This window comes from Pseudaminobacter salicylatoxidans (assembly GCF_003148475.1).
Classification (GTDB): domain Bacteria; phylum Pseudomonadota; class Alphaproteobacteria; order Rhizobiales; family Rhizobiaceae; genus Pseudaminobacter; species Pseudaminobacter salicylatoxidans.
Genome location: NZ_QGGG01000013.1, coordinates 61,906 through 83,967 on the forward strand (window position 1 = coordinate 61,906; position 22,062 = coordinate 83,967).

Genomic DNA, 22,062 nt, shown 5'->3' on the forward strand with positions numbered 1-22,062 from the left:
AGAGCGTGGAGCGGAGGAGAAATGCAGGCGGGAAACGCGCACTACCGTTTCGAGAAGGACATACCGACGACGATTGCGGTATTTCCGCTGGTGGGGGCGCTGCTTTTGCCGGGCGGCCGCATGCCGCTCAATATCTTCGAGCCGCGCTATCTGCAGATGGTCGATGAGGCCATCGGCGGGGGCCGGCTTCTGGGCATGATCCAGCCGGCGCTGGACGGAGCGTTGCGCGCGGACGGCGAGCCCGAACTGAGCGAGGTCGGGTGCCTCGGACGCATCACCTCCTTAACCGAGACCGGCGACGGCCGCTATCTGATCTCGTTGCAGGGTGTGTGCCGGTTTCGCATCGTGCAGGAAGTGAGCGCGAAAGGCCCGTTCCGGCAATGCCGGATCATGCCGTTCGTGGCCGATCTGTCCGAAGACCCGACGGGCACGGAAATCAACCGCCTGGCTTTGCTGAAGGCGTTTCGCGCCTATCTTGAGGCCAACGATCTGGAAGCCGACTGGGACAGCGTCAGCCGGGCCGAGAACGCCATGCTGGTCAATGCGCTGTCGATGATGGTTCCCTACGGCGCTGCTGAAAAGCAGGCGCTGCTGGAAGCCCCCGACCTGAAGACACGGGCCGACACGCTGATCGCGATCACCGAAATGACGCTGGCGCGCGAAAATGACGAGTTCGGCTCCGGCCTGCAGTGAGGACGCCCGTGAGACAGGACAAGCCCACGGTCGATGTGAAACTGCTGGAACTGCTCGCCTGCCCCCTGACCAAGGGGCCATTGACCTGGGATGCGGAAAAGCAGGAGCTGGTGTCGCGCCTTGCCAGGCTCGCCTATCCCGTCCGTGACGGCATCCCGGTGATGCTGCCCTCGGAGGCGCGATCGATCGATGCCGACGACGACGCGCTCCGCCCCGGCACGAAATAGCACCCCCTGTTACGATGGCCGCCGGCAGCGGCGGCGTGTCAGACGACCAGCCGCAGCACCGTCGTCAGCAGGAACTGACGCAGGAAGAAAATGACCAGCAGCACGACGATGGGAGAGATGTCGATGCCGCCGAGATCGGGCAGGGCGCGACGGATCGGCCCCAGCACGGGCTCGGTGGCGCGGAACAGGAAATTGCCGATCGCGCCGACGAACTGGTTGCGCGAATTCACGACATTGAACGCGTAGAGCCAGGAATAGATGGCCGCGGCGATGATAATCCACCAGTAGATGTCCAGCGCCAGAACGAGGGTCTGTATGAGGGCGATCATGCCGTTCTCCGTTGAATTGGCGAGATGTAGCGACTGGAAGCGCGGGCGACAAGTCCTGCGGCAGGTCTCGTTTCGTGTGGCCCAACTACCTGCTTGACAGAAAGCGGCCGTCAACCCTAAATGCCCGCCATCCGCTGAATGGGGCTGTAGCTCAGCTGGGAGAGCGCGTCGTTCGCAATGACGAGGTCAGGGGTTCGATCCCCCTCAGCTCCACCAGCGGATTTATTTTTTCTACGAAATCCCGACTATATGCAGCAATTCTTCTTTCTATTATTATCCCGCAATCAAAATAATTCACCTTGCGCTCAGTTTGAGTAAGCTTATATCTCGCTCGCTCAATTATGGGCTGGGGATATTAATACTATGAAACTTTATATGTTCGCTGCAGCTTTTGCAGTGGCGGGAATTGCTTCGGTGGGGACTGCGAACGCCGAAGATCTGGTATTCACCCTCAAGAACGGCACCAATTCCGTGATGACGCGTTTCCACACCTCGCCGATCAATGTCGGCGAATGGGAGGAAGACGTTCTGGGCCGCGATGTGCTCGAGCCGGGCGAAAGCGTTCGCGTGACGATCGCCGACGGTCGTGACGTGTGCAAATACGACATGAAGTTCGAGTTCGACGAGGATTCCGACCTCGACACGACCACCGACATGCAGGACCTGTGTGAACTGGGCGAATACACGATCACCGAATAACGGATCGGCTCTCATGTCCGAAGGGTCGCCTCAAGCGGTCCTTTTTTCATGGCCGTTGCAGCCATGCGGCGGCGCCACAACGCAAACGGCGCGCGGATCATTCCGCGCGCCGCCCTTGTCGGCTTCGACCTGGCACGAACGCGCAGCCTCTATGCAAAGAAAGCGAACCGTATCACGAACAGCGCCGCCACCAGCCAGGTGGCCGGATGCACCTTGCCCGGCTGGCCGGTAATGGCCTTCAGCACGGCGTAGCTGATGAAGCCGAAGGCCAGGCCGTTGGCGATCGAATAGGTGAACGGCATCATCAGCGCGGTAAGGGCTGCCGGCGCGGCCTCGGTGACATCGCCCCATTCCACATCCACCAGTTCGCGCAGCATCAGACAGGCGACATAGAGCAGGGCAGGCGCGGTGGCATAGACAGGCACGGCGCCCGCCAGCGGCGAGAAGAACAGCGCGGCCAGGAACAGCACGGCCACCACCAGCGCGGTGAGGCCGGTGCGGCCGCCCGCCTGCACGCCTGAAGCGCTCTCGACATAGGCCGTGGTGCTGCTGGTGCCCAGCACCGAGCCGGCGACGATTGCGGTGCTGTCGGCAAGCAGGGCGCGACCGAGACGGTTCGGCTTGCCTTCCTCGATCAGGCCGGCGCGCTTGGCCACGCCGATCAGCGTGCCGGTGGCGTCGAACACCTCGACCAGCACGAACACCAGGATGACATGGACAAGACCGCCGTGCAGCGCGCCGACGATGTCGAGCTGGAAGAAGGTGGGCGCGATGCTCGGGGGCATCGACACGACACCGCCGAACTGGCTGACCCCGAGCGCCATGGAAAGCGCGGTGATGATGAGGATGCCGATCAGGATGGCTCCGCGCACCTTGAGCCCATCAAGGGCGGCGATGATGAAGAAGCCGAGGATCGCCAGCAGCGGCCCGGTCTGGGTGACGTCGCCCATCGCCACGAGGGTGGCTTCATTCCCGACCACGAGGCCCGAGCTTTTCAGCGCGATGATGGCCAGGAACAGGCCGATACCGGCGGCCACCGCACTGCGCATCGAATGGGGAATGCCTGCGACCAGCCAGCTTCGCACGCCGGTGACGGTGAGCACCACGAAGATGACGCCCGAGATGAACACGCAGCCCAGCGCCTGCTGCCAGCTGAAGCCCATGGCGCCAACCACGGTGAAGGCGAAGAACGCGTTGAGCCCCATGCCCGGCGCCATGCCGATCGGCCATTTCGCCACCAGCGCCATGATGAGTGAACCGAGCGCCGCAGCCAGGCAGGTGGCGACGAACACCGCATTGCGATCCATGCCCGTAGAGGACAGGATCTCCGGATTGACGAAAATGATGTAGGACATCGTCAGGAACGTGGTGATGCCGGCGATCACTTCCGTGCGCACCGACGTGCCCTGTTCCTTCAGGTTGAAGTAGTTTTCCAGCACTCGCTTCCCTCCCATGCGGCCCGCGGCCGACATATGGCGGCCCCACCTTCACGACCCCCGCAGGCACACAATGGCCGCCTGCGCGGGATCGCCAGCCCAACGCCGCAAATGGCGTCCTCTTCCCGGCCGGTACGGAACCGCAACTTTCGCGTGCAAACTGGCGCTTGCACAAACCGCGCTAACTTCTGCCCATTGTTTTGACGGCACAAGTACCGTCATTACTGCTTCTTCTAAAAGCAGTTTATCAATTTGCTGAACAATCCATGATGCCGGCGCAGCCAGTCCGGCATTCCGGAAAGCAGCGGGAACTCTTCGGCTTCAGAAGTCTTATCGCCTTGAATATTGCCTCGGTTTCCCTCGGGAAGCCGCATGTTTTACGGCGTGGCCTGACGGGTTTTGCCCCGGCCTCTCCACCCTGATTTCCGACCCGCATAATGCTGAAACAGGAGGTGCTTTGGCAATGCGACCCTTGCTGCTGGTGCTGGCTGTCTACACGATCCATCGCATCATCGCCGAGAACACCATTCGAGAAGCGGCGGCTCCCGTACTGCTCCTGCCGCCGCCCCGCCGAACGACGGCCCGACGCCGGAGCCCGGGGACATGAATGCGCTGGCCTTCGGCGGCTGCCTCGCGGCATGTTCGCTGGTGGGCCTTGCCATCGGCGCCTGGATCGGCCGGCCGGTACAGGGCCTGCTGATCGGCTTTGCCGCGGGTGCCGCTATCGCCAGCGTGCTGATTGCCCTGGACGACAGGGCGAACTGAGAAGACGGAGCCTCCACCCGGTAGCCGCAAAAGCGGGGCGCATGGCAAAAAAGCCGCACAAGGCGAAAAACTCGTTTATGGTCGCGGCCGCGAAGCGCAGAAAGCCGTCAATCGCCAGTTCAAACGAAGCTTCCCCATGCCCGCCGCAGCCGATCCGGACGCTTATCAACGATACGCCGCTTTTCGCCACGGGGCCTTCCTCCGTTTCTGGGCGGCGCGTTTTCTGACCACCTTCGCCACGCAGATCGTGTCCGTGGCCGTCGGCTGGCAAATCTACGACCTGACACGCGATCCGTTCGATCTCGGCCTCGTCGGCATCATCCAGTTCGCGCCGGCATTGCTTCTGGTGCTGATCACCGGCGTGGTCGCCGACAAGTTCGGCCGCCGCCTCATCATGGGGCTGGCGGCGATGCTGGAAGCTTTGTGCGCGCTGGCGCTGCTGTTTCTCACATGGCACGGTCTTGCCGGGCCTCTCCCCGTCTTTGCGGTGCTGGTCGTATTCGGCACGGCACGCGCCTTCTTCGGCCCGGCCTCCGCCTCGCTGGTGGCCAATCTCGTTCCGAGCGAGGATTTCGCCAACGCGGTGGCCTGGAATTCCTCGGCCTGGCAGACGGCAACGATCGTCGGCCCCGTCGCGGGCGGCCTGCTCTACGGGCTTTCGTCCGAGGCCGCCTATGGCACGGCCGTTCTCCTCATGCTGGTGGCGAGCCTGCTGGTGCTGTCGATCCCCAAGCCCGCGCAAACCAGCGCCGCGCAGAAGGCGACGCTGGAAACGCTGTTCGCCGGTTTCCGCTATATATGGGGTGAAAAAGTCGTTCTCGGCGCGATCTCGCTCGACCTGTTCGCGGTTCTGCTGTCCGGCGCCACCGCGCTGTTGCCGGTCTATGCGCGCGACATTCTCGATCTCGGGCCCTGGGGGCTCGGCCTGCTGCGTTCGGCCCCCGGTGTCGGCGCACTGACGGTCGCCGTGTGGCTGGCCGGCCATCCGATCCGCGACCATGCCGGCGCGATCATGCTGTTTTTCGTCGCGCTGTTCGGCGCCGTCACGGTCGTCTTCGGCCTGTCGACGGTAACCTGGCTGTCGATCGCGGCGCTTGCGTTGCTCGGCGCAACCGACATGATCAGCGTCTATGTGCGCGAAACGCTGATCCAGTTGTGGACGCCGGACGAGGTGCGCGGGCGCGTCAACGCCGTCAACGGCGTCTTCGTCGGCGCATCCAACGAGCTTGGTGAATTCCGCGCCGGCACCATGGCCGCCTTCATCGGCACCGTGCCTGCGGTTGTGGTGGGCGGCGTGGGCGCGGTAGCCGTGGCCGGCCTGTGGGCGGTCATCTTTCCCGAGCTGCGCAAGGTGCGCCATCTTGGCGGCAGGCACTGAGCACGTTGCAGCCGGGTGGAATCACCTAGCATCGCATACATGCGGTAAAATCAATCAGTTAGACCATGATCCCACCCGAAGAAATCAGCGCGGCTCCGGCCGGCCGAATACGGTGTGCAGGAATTCCGTCAGCCAGCGTTTCAGATGCATGTCCCAGATCAGCCGGCCGCCGAGATGATCGCGGCCGGGCTGCGCGCCGGGCAATTCGAAGCGGTGCGCTCCATGCACGACCCAGCGATGCATCATCATGCGCGTCAGCTCCGCATGGAACTGGATGCCCCAGGCGTTATCGCCATAGCGGAAGGCCTGGTTCGGGTAGGTTTCGGCGGTGGCCAGAAGCTTTGCACCGGAGGGCAGCGAAAAACCTTCGCGATGGAACTGGTAGACCATCTCCGGCCAGTGCATCATCCTGCGGCCTTCCTCGGTCGCCCTGAGCGGATACCAGCCGATCTCGACCTGACCCTCGCCATGGCCCTCGACCTTGCCGCCGAGATGATTGACCAGCATCTGCGCGCCCAGGCAGATGCCGAGAAAGGGCCGGTTTTCCTTGAGTGGCACCGCCAGCCACTCGGTTTCGCGCCGCACGAATTCATCCGTGTCGTTGGCGCTCATCGGACCGCCGAACATCACCGCTCCGGCATGACCGGCAAGGGTTTCCGGTAGCGGGTCGCCAAGCGGCGGCCGTCTGATGTCGAGGTCGAAACCGCTTTCCAGCAGGAGATGGCCGACGCGGCCGGGGCTGGAGGTTTCCTGGTGCAGGACAACGAGGATTTTCGGCCGATGGGCTGGCGGCATGGATGGCATCAAACCTGTTCGTCGGAGGCGTCACCGGTTTTCGCGCCGGCGACCTGGCGGCGCATGGCTATACGGTCGTGCCGGGCGACGCCCAGAAGCTCGGCCACGCGCCAGATGATGTTGTCTTCCAGTTCGTGCACCTCACCGTCGGCATAGACGATTTCCCACATCAGACGGATGAACTCGACGCGCGCCGGCTCGTCGAGGCGACGCATGAGGACGCTGGTGAAGGCATAAAGGTCGATGGCCTCGCGCTCCGCCTTTTCACCCGCCGTGACGAGCGCGTCCAGTTCCGTGCCACTGGCGCCATAGGCCTGCGAAAGGACGTCTTTCAACCGCTCCCATTCGGCGTCCTGACGCACCCCGTCGGCATTCATGACATGATAGAGCAGGGCGGTGGCGGCCACGCGCGGGTCATCGGCATGCAGCGTGCCCGCACCCGTCATGCCGGCGGGGAGGTCCCTGAAAAAGGACAGAACGCGGTCGAACATCACTGCACTCCCTCACTTCGCGACAAAACTATCGCGTCGCGGTTGCGCCTGTCCATCGCGGCAGGACAGGCGAAAGCCGAAATCTGCGCCGGCACGACTTTCCGGTGGTCAGCCACCCGTCAGAACAAACGGAAGCGGCTTTGGCTTTGTTCCGAAGCCTCTTCCTCCTGCACGCCGGGGTCGTCCGGCAAGCGCGGCGATTGCCATTTTTCTTCCGCCACCGCATCCGTCACCGCCGTTTCAGGCGGATTGGATGCAGGCTCCCTGGCCTCCGCGGGCCTGGTTGCCTCAGCCGGCTTTTCGCTGGCGACAGGCGCAAGGGGCCGGATCACTTCGACCTCTTCGACCTCTTCAGCCTTTTCCGGCGCTTCGATGGCCGGGCGGACCGTGGCGGCGATTTCCTCGTCAGATTCGATCATCTGGCCAAGCCTTTCGACCGGCGCACGCCATTCAAAGGCATCGACCTTGCCGGTGACCGGCGAGGCGGGCGCCCAGCGCTGGGAGACAAAACCGTCAGCCACCCAGGCCGGATCGCGCGGCGCGCGCATCGCCTTGCCGAGAAGCTGGCGCACCTTGCCCTGATCACCGGTCTCAGCCTCCTCTATGTCGGCAAGGAGCAGATAGGCGCTTTCGGTCGGCCGCATGCGGATGGCTGCCTCGACCGCGTCGCGCGCGATCTTGTACTCGCCCGCATCGAGCGCGGCCCGCGCCACCGCGAGCGAGGATTCGGGATTGTTCTGCTTGAGCGACTGCAGGCGCTGCGCGCGCGCCAGACGATCCAGCGCGGCATCGGCCGGCCGCGCGCGGATATAGAGATCCGCGATTTCCGGATGCGGCTCGGCCCTCCATGCCGCCTCGAGGATTTTGGAACCCTTGCGGATATCGTCCTGCCGGAACAGCGCGCGGGCGGCGACCAGTGCCGCCGGCGCGAAGCCGGGCGCCAGCCGGTCGGCCTCGATGCCCGCCTGCTTGGCCGTGGGAAGGTCGGTGTCGAGAACGGACATGGCCTTGGCCGTCAGCAGCACGGCGCGGCGGCGGTTGGCGGCGGCGGCATCGACCTGACGGGTGGATTTCTGCGTCTCGACGATCTTGAGTGCGCCGTCCCAGTCGCCGCGCTCGACCTTTTCCTCCAGCGTCGATTCCGATGCCCAGCCAAGTTGCGGCGCAACATCGGCGGCGCGGCTGGCATAGTGGCGGGCCGCTTCGCGATGGCCAAGGCGCTCGGCCTCGAGATAGAGCCCGCGCAAACCCAGCAGCCGCATTTCCGGATCGTCCAGCATGGCTTCGAACTTGCCGCGCGCGGCCTCGTGATCGCCTTCCAGCAGGGAGGCCTGCGCATCGAGCAGGTTGATCAGCGGTTCCTGATCGGAGCGGATCAGCTTGGCCGCCTGCTTGTTCATCTTGCGCGCCAGCGCCGCATCGCCGGCACCCGCCGCGATCATGCCGGTGGACAGCGCCTGATAGCCCCGGTCGCGCTGGCGCACGCGGAAATAGCGGGCAATGGTGTAGGGACTGTTCCAGATCGACTTGGTCAGCCACCACAAAAGCATGATGGCCGCCACGATGGCCGTGACCGCAACGGCGGCAGTGATGAGCTTGACCTCATATTCATAGCCGTTGAAGGTCACCACCATGTCGCCGGGACGGTCGGCCAGCCAGGCAAAGCCGAGCCCGAGCAGGAAAACGACGAGCAGGAAGAAAAGAATGCGGATCATCTGCGTCTTTTCCCCTTAACCCTTCATCGCGCCGGCAACCGCCTGATCGACCAGCTTCTGCGCCTCGACACGGGCGCGGATCTTGTCGGCAAGCCCGGCGCCGGCGGTCTTTGCCGCCTCGGGCAGCGTCTCGAATTCGGCGAGCGCCTTGTCCAGTTCACCCGACTTGATCGCATATTCGATGCGTGCGGTGGTTTCCGGCACGCCCGCACCCTCGACGGGCCCGACCGGGCGCACTGCCACCAGCGACTGCGCGCTGGTAACCAGCCTGTCGAGCACGCCCGCCTTCTCGTCCACCGGCTTCGCGGCGGCGATCATTGCCTGGATGGCCGGCTTGGTTTCGGCCTGGATGTCGGCGAGCGTGGGAACGCCGCTCTGCGCATAGGTCCGCAATTGCGCGATGCCGGATGCATCGGGCGCGATGGCCGCGAATGTCTCGAGTTCGGCCTCGAAGGGCGCGCCGCGCTCGACCGCCGACTTGAGCGCCGACGACGCGATGGCCAGCGCCACCTTGGGCTGGCCGGCCTGCGCCTCCACCTTGCCCGACAGGTCGTTCACCTTCTGCTCGAGCGCGGAAATCTTGCCATCCGCGGCGGTCATGGCTTCGCCGCCGCTCCTGGCCAGCGCCTCGACGCCGGCAATGCGCTCGCCAAGGGCGGCAAGATCGCCGGAAGCGGCCTGGCTTGCCCCCTGCTGCTCGCGCAGCGCGGCGATCGCCGCCTCGGTTTCCCTGACGCGGCCATCCAGCGCCTGCAGCCCGGCCTCGTCGCCGGTGGCGGGTGCCGCGCTCTCGCGCAGATTGGCAAGGTCGGCCTTCACCGCGTCGAGCGACTTCGTCACCGTCTCGACCTGGCCGGCAAGCTGCGTGTCGGGCTGGCTGCCGGCGTTCTTCAGCGCCGTGATGTCCTGTTGCATGCCCGAAAACTCGGCGCGCAGCGAATCGATCTGCGACTGCGCCACCCCGCCATTCGAGCCGGGAGCCGGCAGGACACCGGAATATTGCAGCGCGCCCGCACCCGCCAGCGCGATCACCCCACCGACAATGCCGGCGGCAAGCGGCGGAAATCCGCTGCGGCGCGGCTGCGGCGCGGCCGCGGGCGATGCAGGCTTCTGCGGCGGCTGCCGGTCGGAAGCGGTGGCCGCGGATTGCGGTTTCCGGGCCTCGGAGGAGGGGGCGGAAGCGCTCTCCGGTTTCTTGCCGGCATCGGACGTTCCAGTCTTCGGCTGCTCTGAAGCTGCCTTGGGCTTTTCTTCCGGTTTGGCCGAAGCGGCCGGCGTTTCGACGGTCTTTTCGGCCATTGCGGGTTCCTGCGGCTTTGACGATTGGGAAGAAGCTTTCGCTTCGGTCGGCTCGGATTGCTTCTTTTCCGGGTCCGAAATGCGTGAAACCGCGCCCGGTTCCAGTTCTATCGTCACCGGTTCCCGATGTGTCCTGGAGTGCCGCGCGCTCGGCGTCTTGACCATAAGAGAACTCCGCAATGAGTGTCGCTGTCAGAAATTCCCGGAAAGAGGAACCGTGAAGGGGATCAGTAGCACACCAGCCTCGCGTGAAAAAAGACAAGCGTCATGAAACGGCCGGAGATGCTGCCGCCAGGCGCGCCAGAAGCGCATCCTCGTCGGGCGTGGCGGCGGTGAAGATATGTGCCCCCTCAAGCCCCTGCAGGCTGGCGGCGACACGCGGCGAAAGGCACAGCAGCGCGCCTGCGGCAAGACGCGGATGGGCGTGCGCAAGCATGGCGAATGCCTCCGCAGCCTTTGCCGAATAGAGCAGCACCGCATCCGGTGCGTCATTTTCGAGCAGGTCGCGCAACGCCGTTTCGGAAGGCTGCAGCCGGTCGGTGTCATAGGTTTCGATCGCCTGCAGCGCAAACCCGGCCTCGCGCATATGCCTCTCGAAATCCGGCATGCGCACGCGCCCGGCCAGATAGGCGATGCGCGCGCCTGCGGGCAGCTCGGCGACGATCGCCTGCGCCAGCCCGGCGGCATCGCCCGGCCCATTGTCCACGGCGGCAAAGCCGGCATCGCGCGCGGCCTTCGCCGTTCTGGCGCCGACAGCGAGGCACCGTGTCCGGGACAGCATGTCGATCAGCTCGCGCGGCGCATGGGAAAGCGCATTGGCGCTGGTGACGGCAACTGCATCGAAAGGACCGTGAACCGCCTCAAGGTCGACCGGCAGCGCAACGGTGCGCGACAGCGGCAAAAGCACCGCTTCATAGCCCGCCTGCTTCAGCCGCGCGGCAGTAGCCGACGCCCCCGGTTCGGGGCGCGTCACCAGCACGCGGCCGGCCATTCAGCCCCACGCCTCGAAGAACTTGGGGCCGGCTCTGCCGCGCACATCCTCGCCGGCGGCGCGGCCGATGGCTTCGGCGTCCGAAACCTTGCCTTCGCGCTCCACCTCATGCGCCTCCTGTCCGTCGAGCGACAGGATGATGCCCTTGAAGAACAATCGGTCGCCGTCGACCACCGCGTGGCCGGCAATCGGCGTGCGGCAGGACCCGTCAAGCGCCCGCAGATAGGCGCGCTCGCAAGTCAGCGCATGGCCGGTCGGGGCATCATGGATGGCCGACAGCATTTCCCTGATCGACCTGTCGGCCGAGCGAAACTCGATGCCGATGGCGCCCTGGCCGGGCGCCGGCGGGAACATATCCAGCGGCATCAGGTCCGTGATGATGTGGGTGAGGCCCAGCCGGCGCAAGCCCGCATAGGCAAGCAGGGTGCCGGCGGCGATGCCTTCATCCAGCTTGCGCAGGCGCGTCTGCACGTTGCCGCGAAAGATGATGACGTTGAGGTCGGGTCGCATGCGGCGGATCAGCGACTGCCGGCGCAGCGACGAAGAGCCAACGGTTGCGCCATGCGGCAGCTCGGCGATGGAAGGCGCGAGCTTGCCGATGAAGGTGTCGCGCACGTCCTCGCGCGGCAGGAAGACGGTAGCCTCCAGGCCATCCGGCAGCACCGTCGCCATGTCCTTGGAGGAATGGACGGCGATATCGATGCGCCCGTCGAACAGCGCATCCTCCAGTTCCTTGGTGAACAGCCCCTTGCCGCCGACTTCCGACAGCGGCTTGTCCAGGATCTGGTCGCCTGTGGTGGTGAGGGGCACGATCTCGAACGCGTCTTCGCTCAGGCCATGCGCGGCCATCAGCCGGTCGCGCGTCTCATGCGCCTGTGCCAGCGCCAGCGGGCTGGCGCGCGTTCCGATTTTCAAGGCTTTTGTTTGCATGGCGCTCCGTCCGTGATACCCACCCGGCGAGCGGGGAATTCTCCCCTATTCTCCTATCGGGGAAATGACGGCCGGGCAATGGAACGAAATGACGCCATGATCCGCATACTCGGGATCGAGACAAGCTGCGACGAAACCGCCGCCAGCGTGGTGGCGCTGGGCGAGGACGCGCCGCACATCCTGTCCAATGTCGTGCTGAGCCAGATCGAGGATCATGCCGCCTTTGGCGGGGTGGTGCCGGAAATCGCAGCGCGCGCCCATGTCGAAGCCCTCGACGGCATCGTGGAAGCAGCCCTAGCCGACGCAGGCACAAAGCTCTCGGACATCGACGCCATTGCCGCCACCGCCGGGCCGGGCCTCGTGGGCGGGCTGATCGTCGGGCTGATGACGGCCAAGGCAATCGCCGCCGCTGCCGGCAAGCCACTGATTGCCGTCAACCATCTGGAAGGCCACGCGCTGACGGCGCGGCTGACGGATGGGCTCTCCTTCCCCTACCTGCTGCTGCTCGTTTCCGGCGGCCATACGCAGATCCTGCTCGTGCGTGGCGTCGGCGACTATCAGCGCTGGGCGACGACCATCGACGATGCGCTGGGCGAGGCCTTCGACAAGACGGCGAAGATGCTCGGCCTGCCCTATCCGGGCGGCCCGAGCGTGGAAAGGACGGCTGCCGCCGGCGATGCAACCCGCTTTGCCTTTCCGCGCCCGATGAAGGGCGAGGCGCGCCCCGATTTCTCCTTCTCCGGCCTGAAGACCGCCGTGCGGCAAGCGGCGACCGCGATCGCGCCGCTGAGCGACCGGGACGTGGCCGATATCTGCGCCTCGTTCCAGACGGCGGTTTCGGATGCGCTGGGCGACCGGGTGGCGCGTGCGCTGGCCCGCTTCCGCGAGGAATATCCGGCGGTGGACGCCCCCGCGCTGGTGGTGGCGGGCGGCGTCGCCGCCAACAAGACGATCCGCGCCACGCTGGAAACGCTGTGCACCGACAACGGCTTTGCCTTTGTCGCGCCGCCGCATGCGCTGTGCACCGACAATGCGGCGATGATTGCCTGGGCAGGCATCGAGCGCATGCGCGCCGGGCTGCTCGACCCCGATGCGATGGATTTCGTGCCGCGCTCGCGCTGGCCGCTGGATAGCGTCTCGGTGCCGGTGGTCGGCTCGGGCAGAAGAGGGGCAAAGGCATGAGTGGCTATCGCGTAACCGTTCTCGGCGGCGGCGCATGGGGCACGGCGCTCGGGCTGACGGCGGCGCGCGCCGGCCATGACGTGCGGCTGTGGGCGCGCGATCCCGAAATGGTCGAGGCGCTGCGGCGCGGCGAGAACCCGCGCTATCTGCCCGGCATCGCGCTTGAACCCGCGCTCGAAGCAACGACGGATCTAGCGGGAGCGCTCGACGGCACGGATTGCGTCCTCATCGTCACGCCGGCGCAAGTGCTGCGCTCGGTTCTCACGGCAGCGAAACCGCATCTGCCGGCCGGTGCGCCGCTGGTGCTGTGCGCCAAGGGCATAGAGCGCGAAACCGGCACGCTGCTGTCGCAGATCGCCGACGAGATCGTGCCGAACCATCTGGTCGCGGCCCTGTCCGGTCCGAGCTTTGCCTCCGATGTTTCGCGCGGCCTGCCGACGGCGGTGGTGATCGCCGCGCGCGAGGAAGAACTCGCGGCGGGACTGGCGCAGCGCTTCTCCACCAGCAGCTTCCGCTGCTATTCGACCGACGATCTCATCGGCGTCGAGATCGGCGGCGCACTGAAGAATGTATTTGCCATCGCGGCCGGCGCAGTCACCGGGGCCGGGCTCGGCGCCAGCGCGCAGGCCGCCACCGTCACGCGCGGCTTTGCCGAACTGCGGCGCATCGGGGAAGCCTTCGGCGCGCGGCCCGAAACGCTGATGGGGCTTTCCGGCTTCGGCGACCTGATGCTGACCTGCTCGTCCCCGCAGTCGCGCAACTTCGCCTATGGGCTGGCGCTGGGGCGCGGCGAGCCGCTGGAAGGCCGGCCGCTGGCCGAGGGCGTGGCCACAGCCGCGATTGCCGCCCGCATCACGCGGGAACGCGGCATCCGCGCGCCCATCATCACCACGGTCTCCGAAATACTCGCGGGATCGATCACCGTTCAGGAAGCGGTGACGGCGCTGATGACGCGCCCACTGCGCCACGAAGCCGAATAGATTTTCAGACAGGAGCGGAAATTCCATGCTGTTTGCGTTCATCTGCAAGGACAAGCCCAATCATCTTCAGCTGCGCATGGAGGTGCGGCCGAACCACGCCGCGTTCCTGAACGGCCTGAACGCCGAAGGAAGGTTGAAATTCGCGGGACCCTTCCTGGATGACGACGGCAATCCTTGCGGCAGCCTGGTCGTGATCGAGGCAAGGGACAGGCAGGCGGCCGCCGATCTTGCCGCGAGCGATCCCTATGCCAGGGCGGGTCTGTTCGAATCGGTCGAAATCCGCCCGTGGAACTGGGTGTTCAACAATCCGGCAAGTGCCTGAGGACCTGCGACATGAATTACTGGCTGTTCAAATCCGAGCCGTTCAAATTCTCCTTCGAGGACCTCAAGGCGCTCGGCAGGAAGGGCTCGCAATGGGACGGCGTGCGCAACTATCAGGCCCGCAACAACATGCGCGCCATGCAGATCGGCGATCTCGGCTTCTTCTACCACTCCAATGAGGGGCTGGCGGTCGTGGGCATCTGCGAGGTCTGCGCGCTCGCCCATCACGACACGACGACCGAGGACCCGCGCTGGGAATGCGTGGATGTGCGCGCCGTGCGCGACATGCCGCGTCCGGTGACGCTGGCCGATGCGAAGGCCAATCCGAAGCTCGAGAAAATGTCGCTGGTCACCTCGATGCGCCTTTCGGTGCAGCCGGTGACCCCCGACGAGTGGCAGGAGGTCTGCCGCATGGGCGGGCTCGATCCGGCGCCGTGACGCCCGAAGACGCAAAGCGCTTCATCCGCACCAATACCGCGCTGATGGCGCCGCCGCATGTGCCGGAAATCCGGCTCTATCTGGCCGATGAAGCGCATGAACTGTGGGAGAAGACCGAGGAAGAACTGGCCGAGATCGGCCTGCCGCCGCCCTTCTGGGCCTTCGCCTGGGCGGGCGGGCAGGGGTTGGCCCGCTATATAATGGACAACCCGCAAACCGTGCGCGGCAAGCGCGTGCTGGATTTTGCGTCGGGATCCGGCATGGTTGCGATTGCGGCGGCAATGGCCGGCGCGCGCGAGGTGATCGCCGCCGATATCGATCCGTTTTGCGAGGCGGCGGTGACGCTGAACGGCGAGGCCAATGGCGTTTCGCCGGGGTTCACCGGCACCGATACGATCGGCACGGATGACGGCTGGGATATCGTGCTGGCCGGGGATGTTTTCTATCAGAAAGACTTTGCCGAAAGGCTGGTCGGCTGGTTTTCCAATCTCCGCCGGCGCGGCGCGGATATTCTGGTCGGCGATCCCGGCCGTTCCTACCTGCCGAAGGAACGGCTTGCCGAACTCGCCGTTTATCAGGTTCCGGTCACTCGCGCCCTTGAGGATGCCGAGGTCAAGCGCACCACGGTGTGGCGCTTCGGTTAAGGCCGACGACGTTTCCCTGTTATTGTCCTCGGGGTCTATCTATTCGTTCGAGCCGATCTTTTCCGAAATCCGGTTTCCGCTTTTCGCTGACGCTTTCAGCGTACCACTTTCAGCACCGTCCGTTCGTTGAGATAGGGCAGCAGCCGCGCCATGGTGCGCGCGCTGACCGCCACGCAGCCCTGTGTCGGCGAGAAATCCGGGCGGGCGAGATGGAAGAAGATCGCGCTGCCGCGCCCGCGCCGGCGCGGGCTTATGTTCCAGTCGAGCACCAGGCAGGCGTCATAAAGCCGGTCGTTGCGACGCATATATTCGTGGCTGGCCGCATAGGGCAGCCTTACCGGCCGGTTGTAGTTGCGGTCGCCGGGCACTTCGCACCAGCCGAGCGCGGCGTCGATCTCGCGCATGGGAAGCCGCGTGCGGTTTACCGTGAACTGATCGCGCCGGAAATAGCCCGAAAGAATGCGCATGGCCGCCAGCGGCGTGCGGCCATCGCCCTCGCGCTTGTTGGCGGTTATCCCGCCACGCCCCAGCGCGCAGAAGAAAACGGTTCCGCCTACATTCATGAAACCTTGCGTGGGGTGGCCGGGACGCGCCCGAACCGTCAATATCCTCAGGCTTTTGCGGTTTTTTGCAACCGCCTCATTGCGCTCGTGTTTTTTAGAGTATGATCGCATGGAACAAATCACTGTGATCGGCTTTTCTGGAGATCAGCTTGGCCATAAACCGGCAACGGTCAACAGAATAACGCATGTAAAACAACGGATTGATCTATGAGTTCACGCACCATCCTGATCGTCGACGACGACGAAGACCTGCGTTCCACGCTTGTCGAGCAACTTTCCCTCTATGAGGAGTTCGACGTGCTGCAGGAAGCCAGCGCCTCCAAGGGCGTGGCGGTTGCGCGCGGCGGCCTCGTGGATCTCCTCATCATGGATGTCGGCCTGCCGGACATGGACGGCCGCGAAGCGGTGAAGATCCTGCGCAAGGGCGGCTACAAGGCCCCCATCATCATGCTCACCGGCCACGACACCGATTCGGACACGATCCTCGGCCTCGAGGCCGGCGCCAACGACTATGTCACCAAGCCGTTCCGCTTCGCGGTGCTGCTTGCCCGCATCCGCGCCCAGCTTCGCCAGCATGAACAGAGCGAGGACGCGACCTTCGCGGTCGGCCCCTACACCTTCAAGCCCAGCCAGAAGCTGCTTCTGGATCAGCGCGGGGCCAAGGTGCGCCTGACCGAAAAGGAGGCCTCGATCATCAAATATCTCTATCGCGCCGACCAGAAGGTGGTGACCCGCGACGTGCTGTTGGAAGAAGTCTGGGGCTACAATTCAGGCGTCACCACGCATACGCTGGAAACACATGTCTACCGGCTGCGCCAGAAGATCGAGCGTGATCCTTCCAATGCTGAAATTCTTGTGACAGAAAGCGGCGGATACAAGCTGGTTCCCTGACCGGTTTGCGGTTCGGGGGGACCGCATAGGGGAGGGGTGCCAGACCAAGCAGTCGGGGACACCATGGCGCTGGATGACGACATCCGGATACTGTCCGGCGTGAGACTCTTCGAGGGTTTCAGCCAGGAACAGTTGCGTCTGCTCGCCTTCGGCACGGAAACGATGCGTCTACCGGCCGGGCGCAAGCTCTATCTCGAGGACGACGAGGCCGATTCAGCCTATGTCGTCATCAGCGGCGGCATCATATTGTTCCACGAACATGACCAAAACAGGACGCCGATCGCAATCATCCCTCCCGGCGCGATTCTCGGCGAACTGGCGCTCATCGCCGACACGCGCCGGCTGACCAGCGCCGCCGCCGAAAGCGATTCGGAAGTGATGCGCCTGAACCGCAGGATGTTCCACCGCATCCTCGAGGAATATCCCGATCTTGCGGTGCGGCTGCATCAGCGCATCACCGAAGAATTGCAGGCGCTGATCCGTCGCATCGAGGCGATGGCGCCGCGTTTCACGCCCTGATTTTTCCGTCCGGCGCCCCGTAACCCTGACGAAGCCTGTTGCTACAACGCTTGGTCTTCCCGCCATGAGGCGTATGGCGGTTTCCTGATGCAGCATCCGGTTTCCGCGTCTTTGCCCCAGGCGGCGGAAATGTGCTATCTCCGATCACAAAGTGGCATCAGAAAATTATTTGAAAACAATAGGTTAGATAATAAAGTGTTCGCCGTTACGATGAAGCGGCGGCACGCGCGCCCCATCGTTCTTACAATCCGATCCCGCCCATCGGACCTGCCCGAACAAGCAGTTTTTCCACGCCTTGTCTGCGCCTGACATACGAGTGGCCGCCGCGAAGGCGGCCGTATCGCTATCCAAAAATATGATCCCGAAAAGACGTTGCGCGCTGGCGCTCTCACGCTTTGAGACGCCGGCACAAATCGTCGAGTTGCTCCAGCGTGCGATAGGAAATGCGGATTTCCCCACCCTTGGCCTTGTGCGCGATCGCCACCCGCATGCCGGTGACATCCGACAGCAGCTTTTCCAGCGCAATCGTGTCGGCATCCTTCTCGACCGGCGCGGAAACCTTGCTTTCCTGCACCGCCTCGGCCGGCAATTGCGCCAGCATCTCGGCCTGACGCACGGACAGGCCTTCCTCGACAATGCGCTTGGCAAGGCCGACCGGATCGGCCGCGCTGACCAGAGCCCGCGCGTGGCCTGCTGAAAGCTGGCCGTCCACCAGCATGTCGCGGATCACGTCCGGCAGCTTGAGCAGGCGCAGCGTGTTGGCGACATGGCTGCGGCTCTTGCCGATGACCTGGCCGAGGTCGGCCTGTGTGTAGCTGTGCTCGTCGATGAGCTGCTGATAGCCCAGCGCCTCTTCGACCGGATTGAGATCGGTGCGCTGGACGTTCTCGATGATGGCGAGTTCCAGCGCGGTACGGTCGTTGACATCGCGGATGATGACCGGAATTTCGGTGAGACCGGCCCTTTGCGCAGCGCGCCAGCGCCGTTCGCCGGCGATGATTTCATAACGCCCCGACTGCGCGGGCGACGGGCGCACCACCACCGGCTGCACGACGCCATGTTCGCGGATCGATTGGGCCAGATCGGTCAGTTCCGCATCACCGAAGCTGCGACGTGGATTCTTCGGATTGGGGGATACGAATTCGATCGGAACGTGCCTGTCGGACGACGCCACCGGCTGCGCGGGTGCTGCCGGCTTGTCGATTTCCCCGATCAATGCTGCGAGACCACGCCCCAGCCGTTTTTTCGAAATGTCTTCGTTCATGATCCGTCCAGACTGTTTCGGAGCCGTTCCTATGCCGCGCGCAGCTTGCGTTCCTGCCGGATGACTTCGGAGGCAAGTTGCAGATAGGCCTGGCTGCCAGAGCATTTGAGATCGTAAAGGATGGCCGGCTTACCGTGAGACGGCGCTTCCGACACCCGCACATTGCGTGGGATGATGGTCTCGTAGACCTTCTCGCCCATATAGGACCGCACGTCTTCCACTACCTGGTTTGCGAGATTGTTGCGACCATCATACATCGTCATGACGATACCCTGGATCACCAGATCCGGATTGATCGAGTTGCGCACCTGATCGACGGTTTCCAGAAGCTGGCTCAGGCCCTCCAGCGCGAAGAACTCGCACTGCAACGGCACCAGAACGGAATCCGCCGCCGCCATCGAATTCAGGGTCAGCAGATTGAGGGAAGGGGGGCAATCGATCAGCACGTAGGAAAAATTCGCCGCACGCTGCGAGGAGGCGCGCACGGCATTGCGCAGGCGCAGCACCCGGTCCGGTGCCCCGGCGATTTCCATTTCCACGCCCAGAAGGTCGAGCGTCGACGGTACGATCGACAGTCCGGGTACTGCGGTCGGGACGGCCGCATCCTCCAGCATCATCTTGCCGGTCAGGACATCATAGGAAGAAACCGAGCGGTCACGGCGATCGATGCCCAGCCCGGTGCTGGCATTGCCCTGCGGATCGAGGTCGACAATGAGAACCCGCTCGCCAATCGCGGCGAGCGCGGTGGCGAGATTGATGGCGGTGGTGGTCTTGCCGACGCCGCCCTTCTGGTTTGCCACGGTGATGATACGGGGTCCGGTCATCATGATCATGCTTCTGTTGTGATCCTTGTTCGGTGGAACGCAATTCACATTCGACGCAGATTGGAGATCTCGAGGATGACGCTCTGCGGATCGATCATGCTTTTATGTTCTACCAGTTCGAACGACCACAGTTGAGCGCTTTCTTCCACCTCGGTCCGGTAATCCCGGCCTTTATGGAACAATGCCTTGGCACCGGCCTGCAGCCAGGGAGCCGAAAGCTGCAAAAGCAGCGGCAGGGGCGCCAGAGCCCGCGCCGTCACCACCTCGACATCGCGAATCATCTGATAGGTATCCTCGATGCGTTTGGCATGAATGCGGGCAGGCAAGCCGAATTCACCACAAACCATCTGCAGGAAACCGGTTTTCTTGCGGTTGCTCTCGACAAGATCGATGCTCGCCCCCGGCCTTTCCATGAGCAGAAAGGCCATAACCAGTCCCGGAAAGCCCCCGCCGGAACCAAGATCGACCCATCGCAGGGCCTTCGGTTCGATTCGCCCGAGTTGCGCGCTGTCCAAAATATGCCTGCGCCAGACATCGTTCAGCGTCGAAGATGCGGAGAGATTGATCCGCGCCGCCCATTTGCCGAACAGGTTTTCGAAGGCCTGAAGGCGATCGAAAGTTTCACGTGAAACAGGCCCGGCCAGTTCACACAGCTCATCAAACCCGATCTTGCTCACGCCGCCCCCTTGCGCAACGCTTCTTCCGCCTGTCGCACATGTGCGACGATGATGGCCAGGGCAGCCGGGGTCATTCCGTCTATGCGCTGCGCCTCGGCAACCGAGCGCGGCCGCCGGTCCCGCAGCTTCTGTTTCAACTCGTTGGAAAGACCGGGAACCGAATCGAAACTGATATCCAAAGGGATAAGCCGCTCTTCTTCCCGCCGAATTTGTATCGCATCGGCCTTCTGGCGTTCCAGATAGACAGCATAGCGCGCCTCGATTTCGAGGGCCTCGGCGGTGCGGGCATCCAGTGCACCCAGCTCGGGCCAGATCGTTGCCAGTTGTTCAAGGCTGGTGTCAGGATAGGAGAGCAGGTCATAGGCGCTTCGCCGGACGCCGTCCATATTCACATGCAAGCCGTGCCGCCGCGCTTCGTTCGGCGTCATCCCGAGCGATTTGGCAAGCCGCCGCGCCTCCTCAAGGCGCGCGGCAATCTTCCCGAACCGGGCGGTTCTGGCCTCGCTCACAATGCCCAATTCAATGGCCATCGGCGTCAAACGTTCATCGGCATTGTCGGCGCGCAGCGACAGGCGAAACTCCGCCCGCGATGTAAACATGCGATAGGGCTCGGTGATGCCGCGACTGGTGAGATCGTCCACCATCACACCGATATAGGCATCGGTGCGGCTTAGCGTGATTCCGTCGGATCCCCCGGCGCGCCGGGCCGCGTTGAGCCCGGCCAGCAAACCTTGTGCGCCGGCCTCCTCATAGCCTGTCGTGCCATTGATCTGACCTGCAAGAAACAGCCCGGCAACACGACGGGTTTCGAGGGTCGTCTCCAGCTCACGCGGATCGATATGATCATACTCGATCGCGTAACCCGGCTGCAGCATCTTTGCCTGCTCAAGCCCCGGAATGGTTTTCAGCAGCTCAAGCTGAACATCCTCAGGCAGGGAAGTGGAAATACCATTGGGATAGACCGTGTGATCGTCCAACCCTTCCGGCTCGAGAAATATCTGGTGCCCCTCACGGTCGCCGAACTTGACGATCTTGTCCTCGATCGACGGGCAATAGCGCGGCCCGATGCCCTCGATCGATCCCGAATACATCGCCGAGCGCCCGAGATTCTGACGGATCAATTCGTGGCTTGCGGGGGTTGTGCGCGTGATACCGCAGTTGATCTGCGGGTTCGTTATCGCATCCGTCATCAGGGAGAACGGAATCGGATGGTCGTCCGCGGCCTGGCTTTCCAGGCTCGCCCAGTCAATGGTGCGGCCATCCAGTCGCGCCGGTGTCCCGGTCTTGAGCCGCCCGAGCCGAAATCCGGCACGTGTCATAGTCTCTGAAAGACCCAGCGACGCCTGCTCATTCATTCGCCCGGCGGGAAACTTTCGCTCCCCGATATGAATGAGACCGCGCAGGAAGGTACCGGTCGTCAACACAACCGCACCGCAGTCGAGGCGGCGACCATCGGCAAGAAGAACCCCAGTTATACGGTCATCGACGATCGCGAGGTCGAAGACTTCGCCTTCGATCACATCGAGCCCGGCTTGTTCCTCTATCGCCGCCTGCATGGCAAGTCGGTAAAGCTTCCGGTCCGCCTGGGTGCGGGGACCACGCACCGCAGGCCCTTTCTTGCGGTTGAGCAGTCGAAACTGGATTCCTCCGGCATCCGCAATGCGCCCCATCAGCCCGTCCATGGCGTCGATCTCGCGAACCAGATGTCCTTTCCCAAGTCCGCCGATTGCCGGATTGCAGGACATGACGCCGATCGTGTCCGCGCGCAGAGTCACCAGCGCAGTGCGTGCACCAGCGCGCGCGGCAGCGCTTGCTGCCTCGCACCCGGCATGACCGCCACCAACAACGATGACATCATAATTGCTGTTCATCTATCTGCTCCGAACGATCGGTCTTCCTTGTTGCTGTTCGCCGCCTCTGTCAAGACGATGTCCGGTCACATTGTTTCACGTGAAACAAGCTGTTTACAATCCCGGGCGTTTCACGTGAATCATTTGACAGGGTTTTGGCA

General features: G+C 63.9%; 25 protein-coding genes and 1 tRNA gene. 13 read left to right on the forward strand and 13 right to left on the reverse strand.

Annotated features, from left to right (window positions below; genetic code table 11):
* Positions 1 to 21: 21 nt before the first annotated feature.
* Both C7441_RS17405 and C7441_RS17410 read left to right on the forward strand, forming a co-directional pair.
* Complete coding sequence (locus tag C7441_RS17405) at positions 22 to 693, forward strand: LON peptidase substrate-binding domain-containing protein (protein ID WP_109613977.1); 672 nt, start codon at positions 22 to 24, stop codon at positions 691 to 693.
* Positions 694 to 701: 8 nt separating this feature from the next.
* The gene (locus C7441_RS17410; RefSeq protein ID WP_019170861.1) at positions 702 to 920 is read left to right on the forward strand and encodes a Trm112 family protein; all 219 of its coding nucleotides are present in this window, start codon (positions 702 to 704) and stop codon (positions 918 to 920) included.
* Positions 921 to 958: 38 nt separating this feature from the next.
* On the opposite strand, the gene C7441_RS17415 is transcribed toward C7441_RS17410, so the two are convergent.
* A complete protein-coding gene (locus tag C7441_RS17415) occupies positions 959 to 1,249 on the reverse strand; it encodes a YggT family protein (RefSeq protein ID WP_019170862.1) in 291 nt (96 codons plus the stop codon).
* A gap of 140 nt (positions 1,250 to 1,389) precedes the next feature.
* On the opposite strand from C7441_RS17415, the gene C7441_RS17420 reads away from it, so the two are divergent.
* Together C7441_RS17420 and C7441_RS17425 are read left to right on the forward strand one after the other, a co-directional pair.
* Positions 1,390 to 1,465: transfer RNA gene (locus tag C7441_RS17420), tRNA-Ala, on the forward strand.
* Positions 1,466 to 1,612: 147 nt separating this feature from the next.
* The gene (locus C7441_RS17425) at positions 1,613 to 1,948 is read left to right on the forward strand and encodes a hypothetical protein (protein WP_170125171.1); all 336 of its coding nucleotides are present in this window, start codon (positions 1,613 to 1,615) and stop codon (positions 1,946 to 1,948) included.
* Between the two features lie 149 nt (positions 1,949 to 2,097).
* Here C7441_RS17425 and C7441_RS17430 read toward each other — a convergent pair whose 3' ends face one another.
* Positions 2,098 to 3,402 carry an NCS2 family permease gene (locus tag C7441_RS17430; protein WP_086002565.1) on the reverse strand — a complete coding sequence of 435 codons (1,305 nt, stop codon included), beginning with the start codon at positions 3,400 to 3,402 and terminating at the stop codon, positions 2,098 to 2,100.
* 585 nt (positions 3,403 to 3,987) lie between these two features.
* Between C7441_RS17430 and C7441_RS24120 the strand changes: the two genes are divergently transcribed.
* Both C7441_RS24120 and C7441_RS17435 read left to right on the forward strand, forming a co-directional pair.
* On the forward strand, positions 3,988 to 4,149 hold the full coding sequence (locus tag C7441_RS24120; RefSeq protein ID WP_170125172.1) for a hypothetical protein: 162 nt from the start codon (positions 3,988 to 3,990) through the stop codon (positions 4,147 to 4,149).
* A gap of 136 nt (positions 4,150 to 4,285) precedes the next feature.
* Entirely contained in the window at positions 4,286 to 5,527 is a 1,242-nt protein-coding gene (locus C7441_RS17435) for an MFS transporter (protein ID WP_109613979.1), read from the forward strand.
* Positions 5,528 to 5,611: 84 nt separating this feature from the next.
* Here C7441_RS17435 and C7441_RS17440 read toward each other — a convergent pair whose 3' ends face one another.
* From C7441_RS17440 to hemC, 6 genes are all read right to left on the reverse strand, one after another.
* The gene (locus C7441_RS17440) at positions 5,612 to 6,322 is read right to left on the reverse strand and encodes a glutamine amidotransferase (RefSeq protein WP_109614037.1); all 711 of its coding nucleotides are present in this window, start codon (positions 6,320 to 6,322) and stop codon (positions 5,612 to 5,614) included.
* Between the two features lie 8 nt (positions 6,323 to 6,330).
* Positions 6,331 to 6,813, reverse strand: a complete 483-nt coding sequence (locus C7441_RS17445; protein WP_109613980.1) for a tellurite resistance TerB family protein — start codon at positions 6,811 to 6,813, stop codon at positions 6,331 to 6,333.
* A 119-nt stretch (positions 6,814 to 6,932) separates the two neighbouring features.
* On the reverse strand, positions 6,933 to 8,528 hold the full coding sequence (locus tag C7441_RS17450) for a heme biosynthesis protein HemY (protein WP_109613981.1): 1,596 nt from the start codon (positions 8,526 to 8,528) through the stop codon (positions 6,933 to 6,935).
* A 15-nt stretch (positions 8,529 to 8,543) separates the two neighbouring features.
* Positions 8,544 to 9,992 carry a COG4223 family protein gene (locus C7441_RS17455; RefSeq protein WP_109613982.1) on the reverse strand — a complete coding sequence of 483 codons (1,449 nt, stop codon included), beginning with the start codon at positions 9,990 to 9,992 and terminating at the stop codon, positions 8,544 to 8,546.
* Positions 9,993 to 10,092: 100 nt separating this feature from the next.
* Positions 10,093 to 10,818 (reverse strand): uroporphyrinogen-III synthase, encoded by a 726-nt coding sequence (locus tag C7441_RS17460; RefSeq protein WP_109613983.1) that lies wholly within the window; start codon positions 10,816 to 10,818, stop codon positions 10,093 to 10,095.
* Positions 10,819 to 11,748, reverse strand: a complete 930-nt coding sequence (gene hemC, locus C7441_RS17465) for a hydroxymethylbilane synthase (RefSeq protein WP_109613984.1) — start codon at positions 11,746 to 11,748, stop codon at positions 10,819 to 10,821.
* 99 nt (positions 11,749 to 11,847) lie between these two features.
* Between hemC and tsaD the strand changes: the two genes are divergently transcribed.
* From tsaD to C7441_RS17490, 5 genes are read left to right on the forward strand one after another with little or no spacing between them, the layout of a single operon-like run.
* Positions 11,848 to 12,930, forward strand: a complete 1,083-nt coding sequence (gene tsaD / locus C7441_RS17470) for a tRNA (adenosine(37)-N6)-threonylcarbamoyltransferase complex transferase subunit TsaD (protein ID WP_210205674.1) — start codon at positions 11,848 to 11,850, stop codon at positions 12,928 to 12,930.
* Positions 12,927 to 13,910, forward strand: a complete 984-nt coding sequence (locus C7441_RS17475; protein WP_109613985.1) for an NAD(P)H-dependent glycerol-3-phosphate dehydrogenase — start codon at positions 12,927 to 12,929, stop codon at positions 13,908 to 13,910. Before tsaD ends, C7441_RS17475 begins: the two co-directional genes overlap by 4 nt.
* Before the next feature lie 25 nt (positions 13,911 to 13,935).
* The gene (locus C7441_RS17480) at positions 13,936 to 14,232 is read left to right on the forward strand and encodes a YciI-like protein (RefSeq protein WP_019170875.1); all 297 of its coding nucleotides are present in this window, start codon (positions 13,936 to 13,938) and stop codon (positions 14,230 to 14,232) included.
* Between the two features lie 11 nt (positions 14,233 to 14,243).
* On the forward strand, positions 14,244 to 14,669 hold the full coding sequence (locus C7441_RS17485; protein WP_019170876.1) for an EVE domain-containing protein: 426 nt from the start codon (positions 14,244 to 14,246) through the stop codon (positions 14,667 to 14,669).
* 44 nt (positions 14,670 to 14,713) lie between these two features.
* Positions 14,714 to 15,313 (forward strand): class I SAM-dependent methyltransferase, encoded by a 600-nt coding sequence (locus C7441_RS17490; protein ID WP_109614039.1) that lies wholly within the window; start codon positions 14,714 to 14,716, stop codon positions 15,311 to 15,313.
* 95 nt (positions 15,314 to 15,408) lie between these two features.
* Here C7441_RS17490 and C7441_RS17495 read toward each other — a convergent pair whose 3' ends face one another.
* The gene (locus C7441_RS17495) at positions 15,409 to 15,999 is read right to left on the reverse strand and encodes a L,D-transpeptidase family protein (protein ID WP_109613986.1); all 591 of its coding nucleotides are present in this window, start codon (positions 15,997 to 15,999) and stop codon (positions 15,409 to 15,411) included.
* An 84-nt stretch (positions 16,000 to 16,083) separates the two neighbouring features.
* Here C7441_RS17495 and C7441_RS17500 point away from each other — a divergent pair, with 84 nt between their 5' ends.
* Both C7441_RS17500 and C7441_RS17505 read left to right on the forward strand, forming a co-directional pair.
* Positions 16,084 to 16,767 carry a response regulator transcription factor gene (locus C7441_RS17500; RefSeq protein WP_019170879.1) on the forward strand — a complete coding sequence of 228 codons (684 nt, stop codon included), beginning with the start codon at positions 16,084 to 16,086 and terminating at the stop codon, positions 16,765 to 16,767.
* Between the two features lie 63 nt (positions 16,768 to 16,830).
* Positions 16,831 to 17,286 carry a cyclic nucleotide-binding domain-containing protein gene (locus C7441_RS17505; protein ID WP_109613987.1) on the forward strand — a complete coding sequence of 152 codons (456 nt, stop codon included), beginning with the start codon at positions 16,831 to 16,833 and terminating at the stop codon, positions 17,284 to 17,286.
* 388 nt (positions 17,287 to 17,674) lie between these two features.
* Here C7441_RS17505 and C7441_RS17510 read toward each other — a convergent pair whose 3' ends face one another.
* From C7441_RS17510 to mnmG, 4 genes are read right to left on the reverse strand one after another with little or no spacing between them, the layout of a single operon-like run.
* Entirely contained in the window at positions 17,675 to 18,550 is an 876-nt protein-coding gene (locus tag C7441_RS17510; protein ID WP_109613988.1) for a ParB/RepB/Spo0J family partition protein, read from the reverse strand.
* A gap of 29 nt (positions 18,551 to 18,579) precedes the next feature.
* On the reverse strand, positions 18,580 to 19,377 hold the full coding sequence (locus C7441_RS17515; protein WP_026060128.1) for a ParA family protein: 798 nt from the start codon (positions 19,375 to 19,377) through the stop codon (positions 18,580 to 18,582).
* Positions 19,378 to 19,418: 41 nt separating this feature from the next.
* Positions 19,419 to 20,051: a 16S rRNA (guanine(527)-N(7))-methyltransferase RsmG gene (rsmG, locus tag C7441_RS17520; RefSeq protein WP_109613989.1), complete on the reverse strand. Its 633-nt coding sequence runs from the start codon at positions 20,049 to 20,051 to the stop codon at positions 19,419 to 19,421.
* Entirely contained in the window at positions 20,048 to 21,922 is a 1,875-nt protein-coding gene (mnmG, locus tag C7441_RS17525) for a tRNA uridine-5-carboxymethylaminomethyl(34) synthesis enzyme MnmG (protein WP_109613990.1), read from the reverse strand. The genes rsmG and mnmG overlap by 4 nt, the downstream gene beginning before the upstream one ends.
* Between the last annotated feature and the right edge of the window lie 140 nt (positions 21,923 to 22,062).

Bases quoted from the DNA above. Each gene is read 5' to 3' on its own strand.
- C7441_RS17415 (WP_019170862.1), bottom strand. From the start codon at position 1,249: ATGATCGCCCTCATACAGACCCTCGTTCTGGCGCTGGACATCTACTGG.
- C7441_RS17505 (WP_109613987.1), top strand. From the start codon at position 16,831: ATGGCGCTGGATGACGACATCCGGATACTGTCCGGCGTGAGACTCTTC.
- C7441_RS17515 (WP_026060128.1), bottom strand. From the start codon at position 19,377: ATGATGACCGGACCCCGTATCATCACCGTGGCAAACCAGAAGGGCGGC.
- hemC (WP_109613984.1), bottom strand. From the start codon at position 11,748: ATGCAAACAAAAGCCTTGAAAATCGGAACGCGCGCCAGCCCGCTGGCG.
- C7441_RS17475 (WP_109613985.1), top strand. From the start codon at position 12,927: ATGAGTGGCTATCGCGTAACCGTTCTCGGCGGCGGCGCATGGGGCACG.
- C7441_RS17405 (WP_109613977.1), top strand. From the start codon at position 22: ATGCAGGCGGGAAACGCGCACTACCGTTTCGAGAAGGACATACCGACG.
- C7441_RS24120 (WP_170125172.1), top strand. From the start codon at position 3,988: ATGAATGCGCTGGCCTTCGGCGGCTGCCTCGCGGCATGTTCGCTGGTG.
- C7441_RS17440 (WP_109614037.1), bottom strand. From the start codon at position 6,322: ATGCCGCCAGCCCATCGGCCGAAAATCCTCGTTGTCCTGCACCAGGAA.
- C7441_RS17480 (WP_019170875.1), top strand. From the start codon at position 13,936: ATGCTGTTTGCGTTCATCTGCAAGGACAAGCCCAATCATCTTCAGCTG.
- C7441_RS17450 (WP_109613981.1), bottom strand. From the start codon at position 8,528: ATGATCCGCATTCTTTTCTTCCTGCTCGTCGTTTTCCTGCTCGGGCTC.
- C7441_RS17490 (WP_109614039.1), top strand. From the start codon at position 14,714: ATGGCGCCGCCGCATGTGCCGGAAATCCGGCTCTATCTGGCCGATGAA.
- C7441_RS17425 (WP_170125171.1), top strand. From the start codon at position 1,613: ATGAAACTTTATATGTTCGCTGCAGCTTTTGCAGTGGCGGGAATTGCT.
- C7441_RS17445 (WP_109613980.1), bottom strand. From the start codon at position 6,813: ATGTTCGACCGCGTTCTGTCCTTTTTCAGGGACCTCCCCGCCGGCATG.
- C7441_RS17485 (WP_019170876.1), top strand. From the start codon at position 14,244: ATGAATTACTGGCTGTTCAAATCCGAGCCGTTCAAATTCTCCTTCGAG.
- C7441_RS17455 (WP_109613982.1), bottom strand. From the start codon at position 9,992: ATGGTCAAGACGCCGAGCGCGCGGCACTCCAGGACACATCGGGAACCG.
- C7441_RS17460 (WP_109613983.1), bottom strand. From the start codon at position 10,818: ATGGCCGGCCGCGTGCTGGTGACGCGCCCCGAACCGGGGGCGTCGGCT.
- mnmG (WP_109613990.1), bottom strand. From the start codon at position 21,922: ATGAACAGCAATTATGATGTCATCGTTGTTGGTGGCGGTCATGCCGGG.
- C7441_RS17500 (WP_019170879.1), top strand. From the start codon at position 16,084: ATGAGTTCACGCACCATCCTGATCGTCGACGACGACGAAGACCTGCGT.
- C7441_RS17510 (WP_109613988.1), bottom strand. From the start codon at position 18,550: ATGAACGAAGACATTTCGAAAAAACGGCTGGGGCGTGGTCTCGCAGCA.
- C7441_RS17435 (WP_109613979.1), top strand. From the start codon at position 4,286: ATGCCCGCCGCAGCCGATCCGGACGCTTATCAACGATACGCCGCTTTT.
- C7441_RS17430 (WP_086002565.1), bottom strand. From the start codon at position 3,402: ATGGGAGGGAAGCGAGTGCTGGAAAACTACTTCAACCTGAAGGAACAG.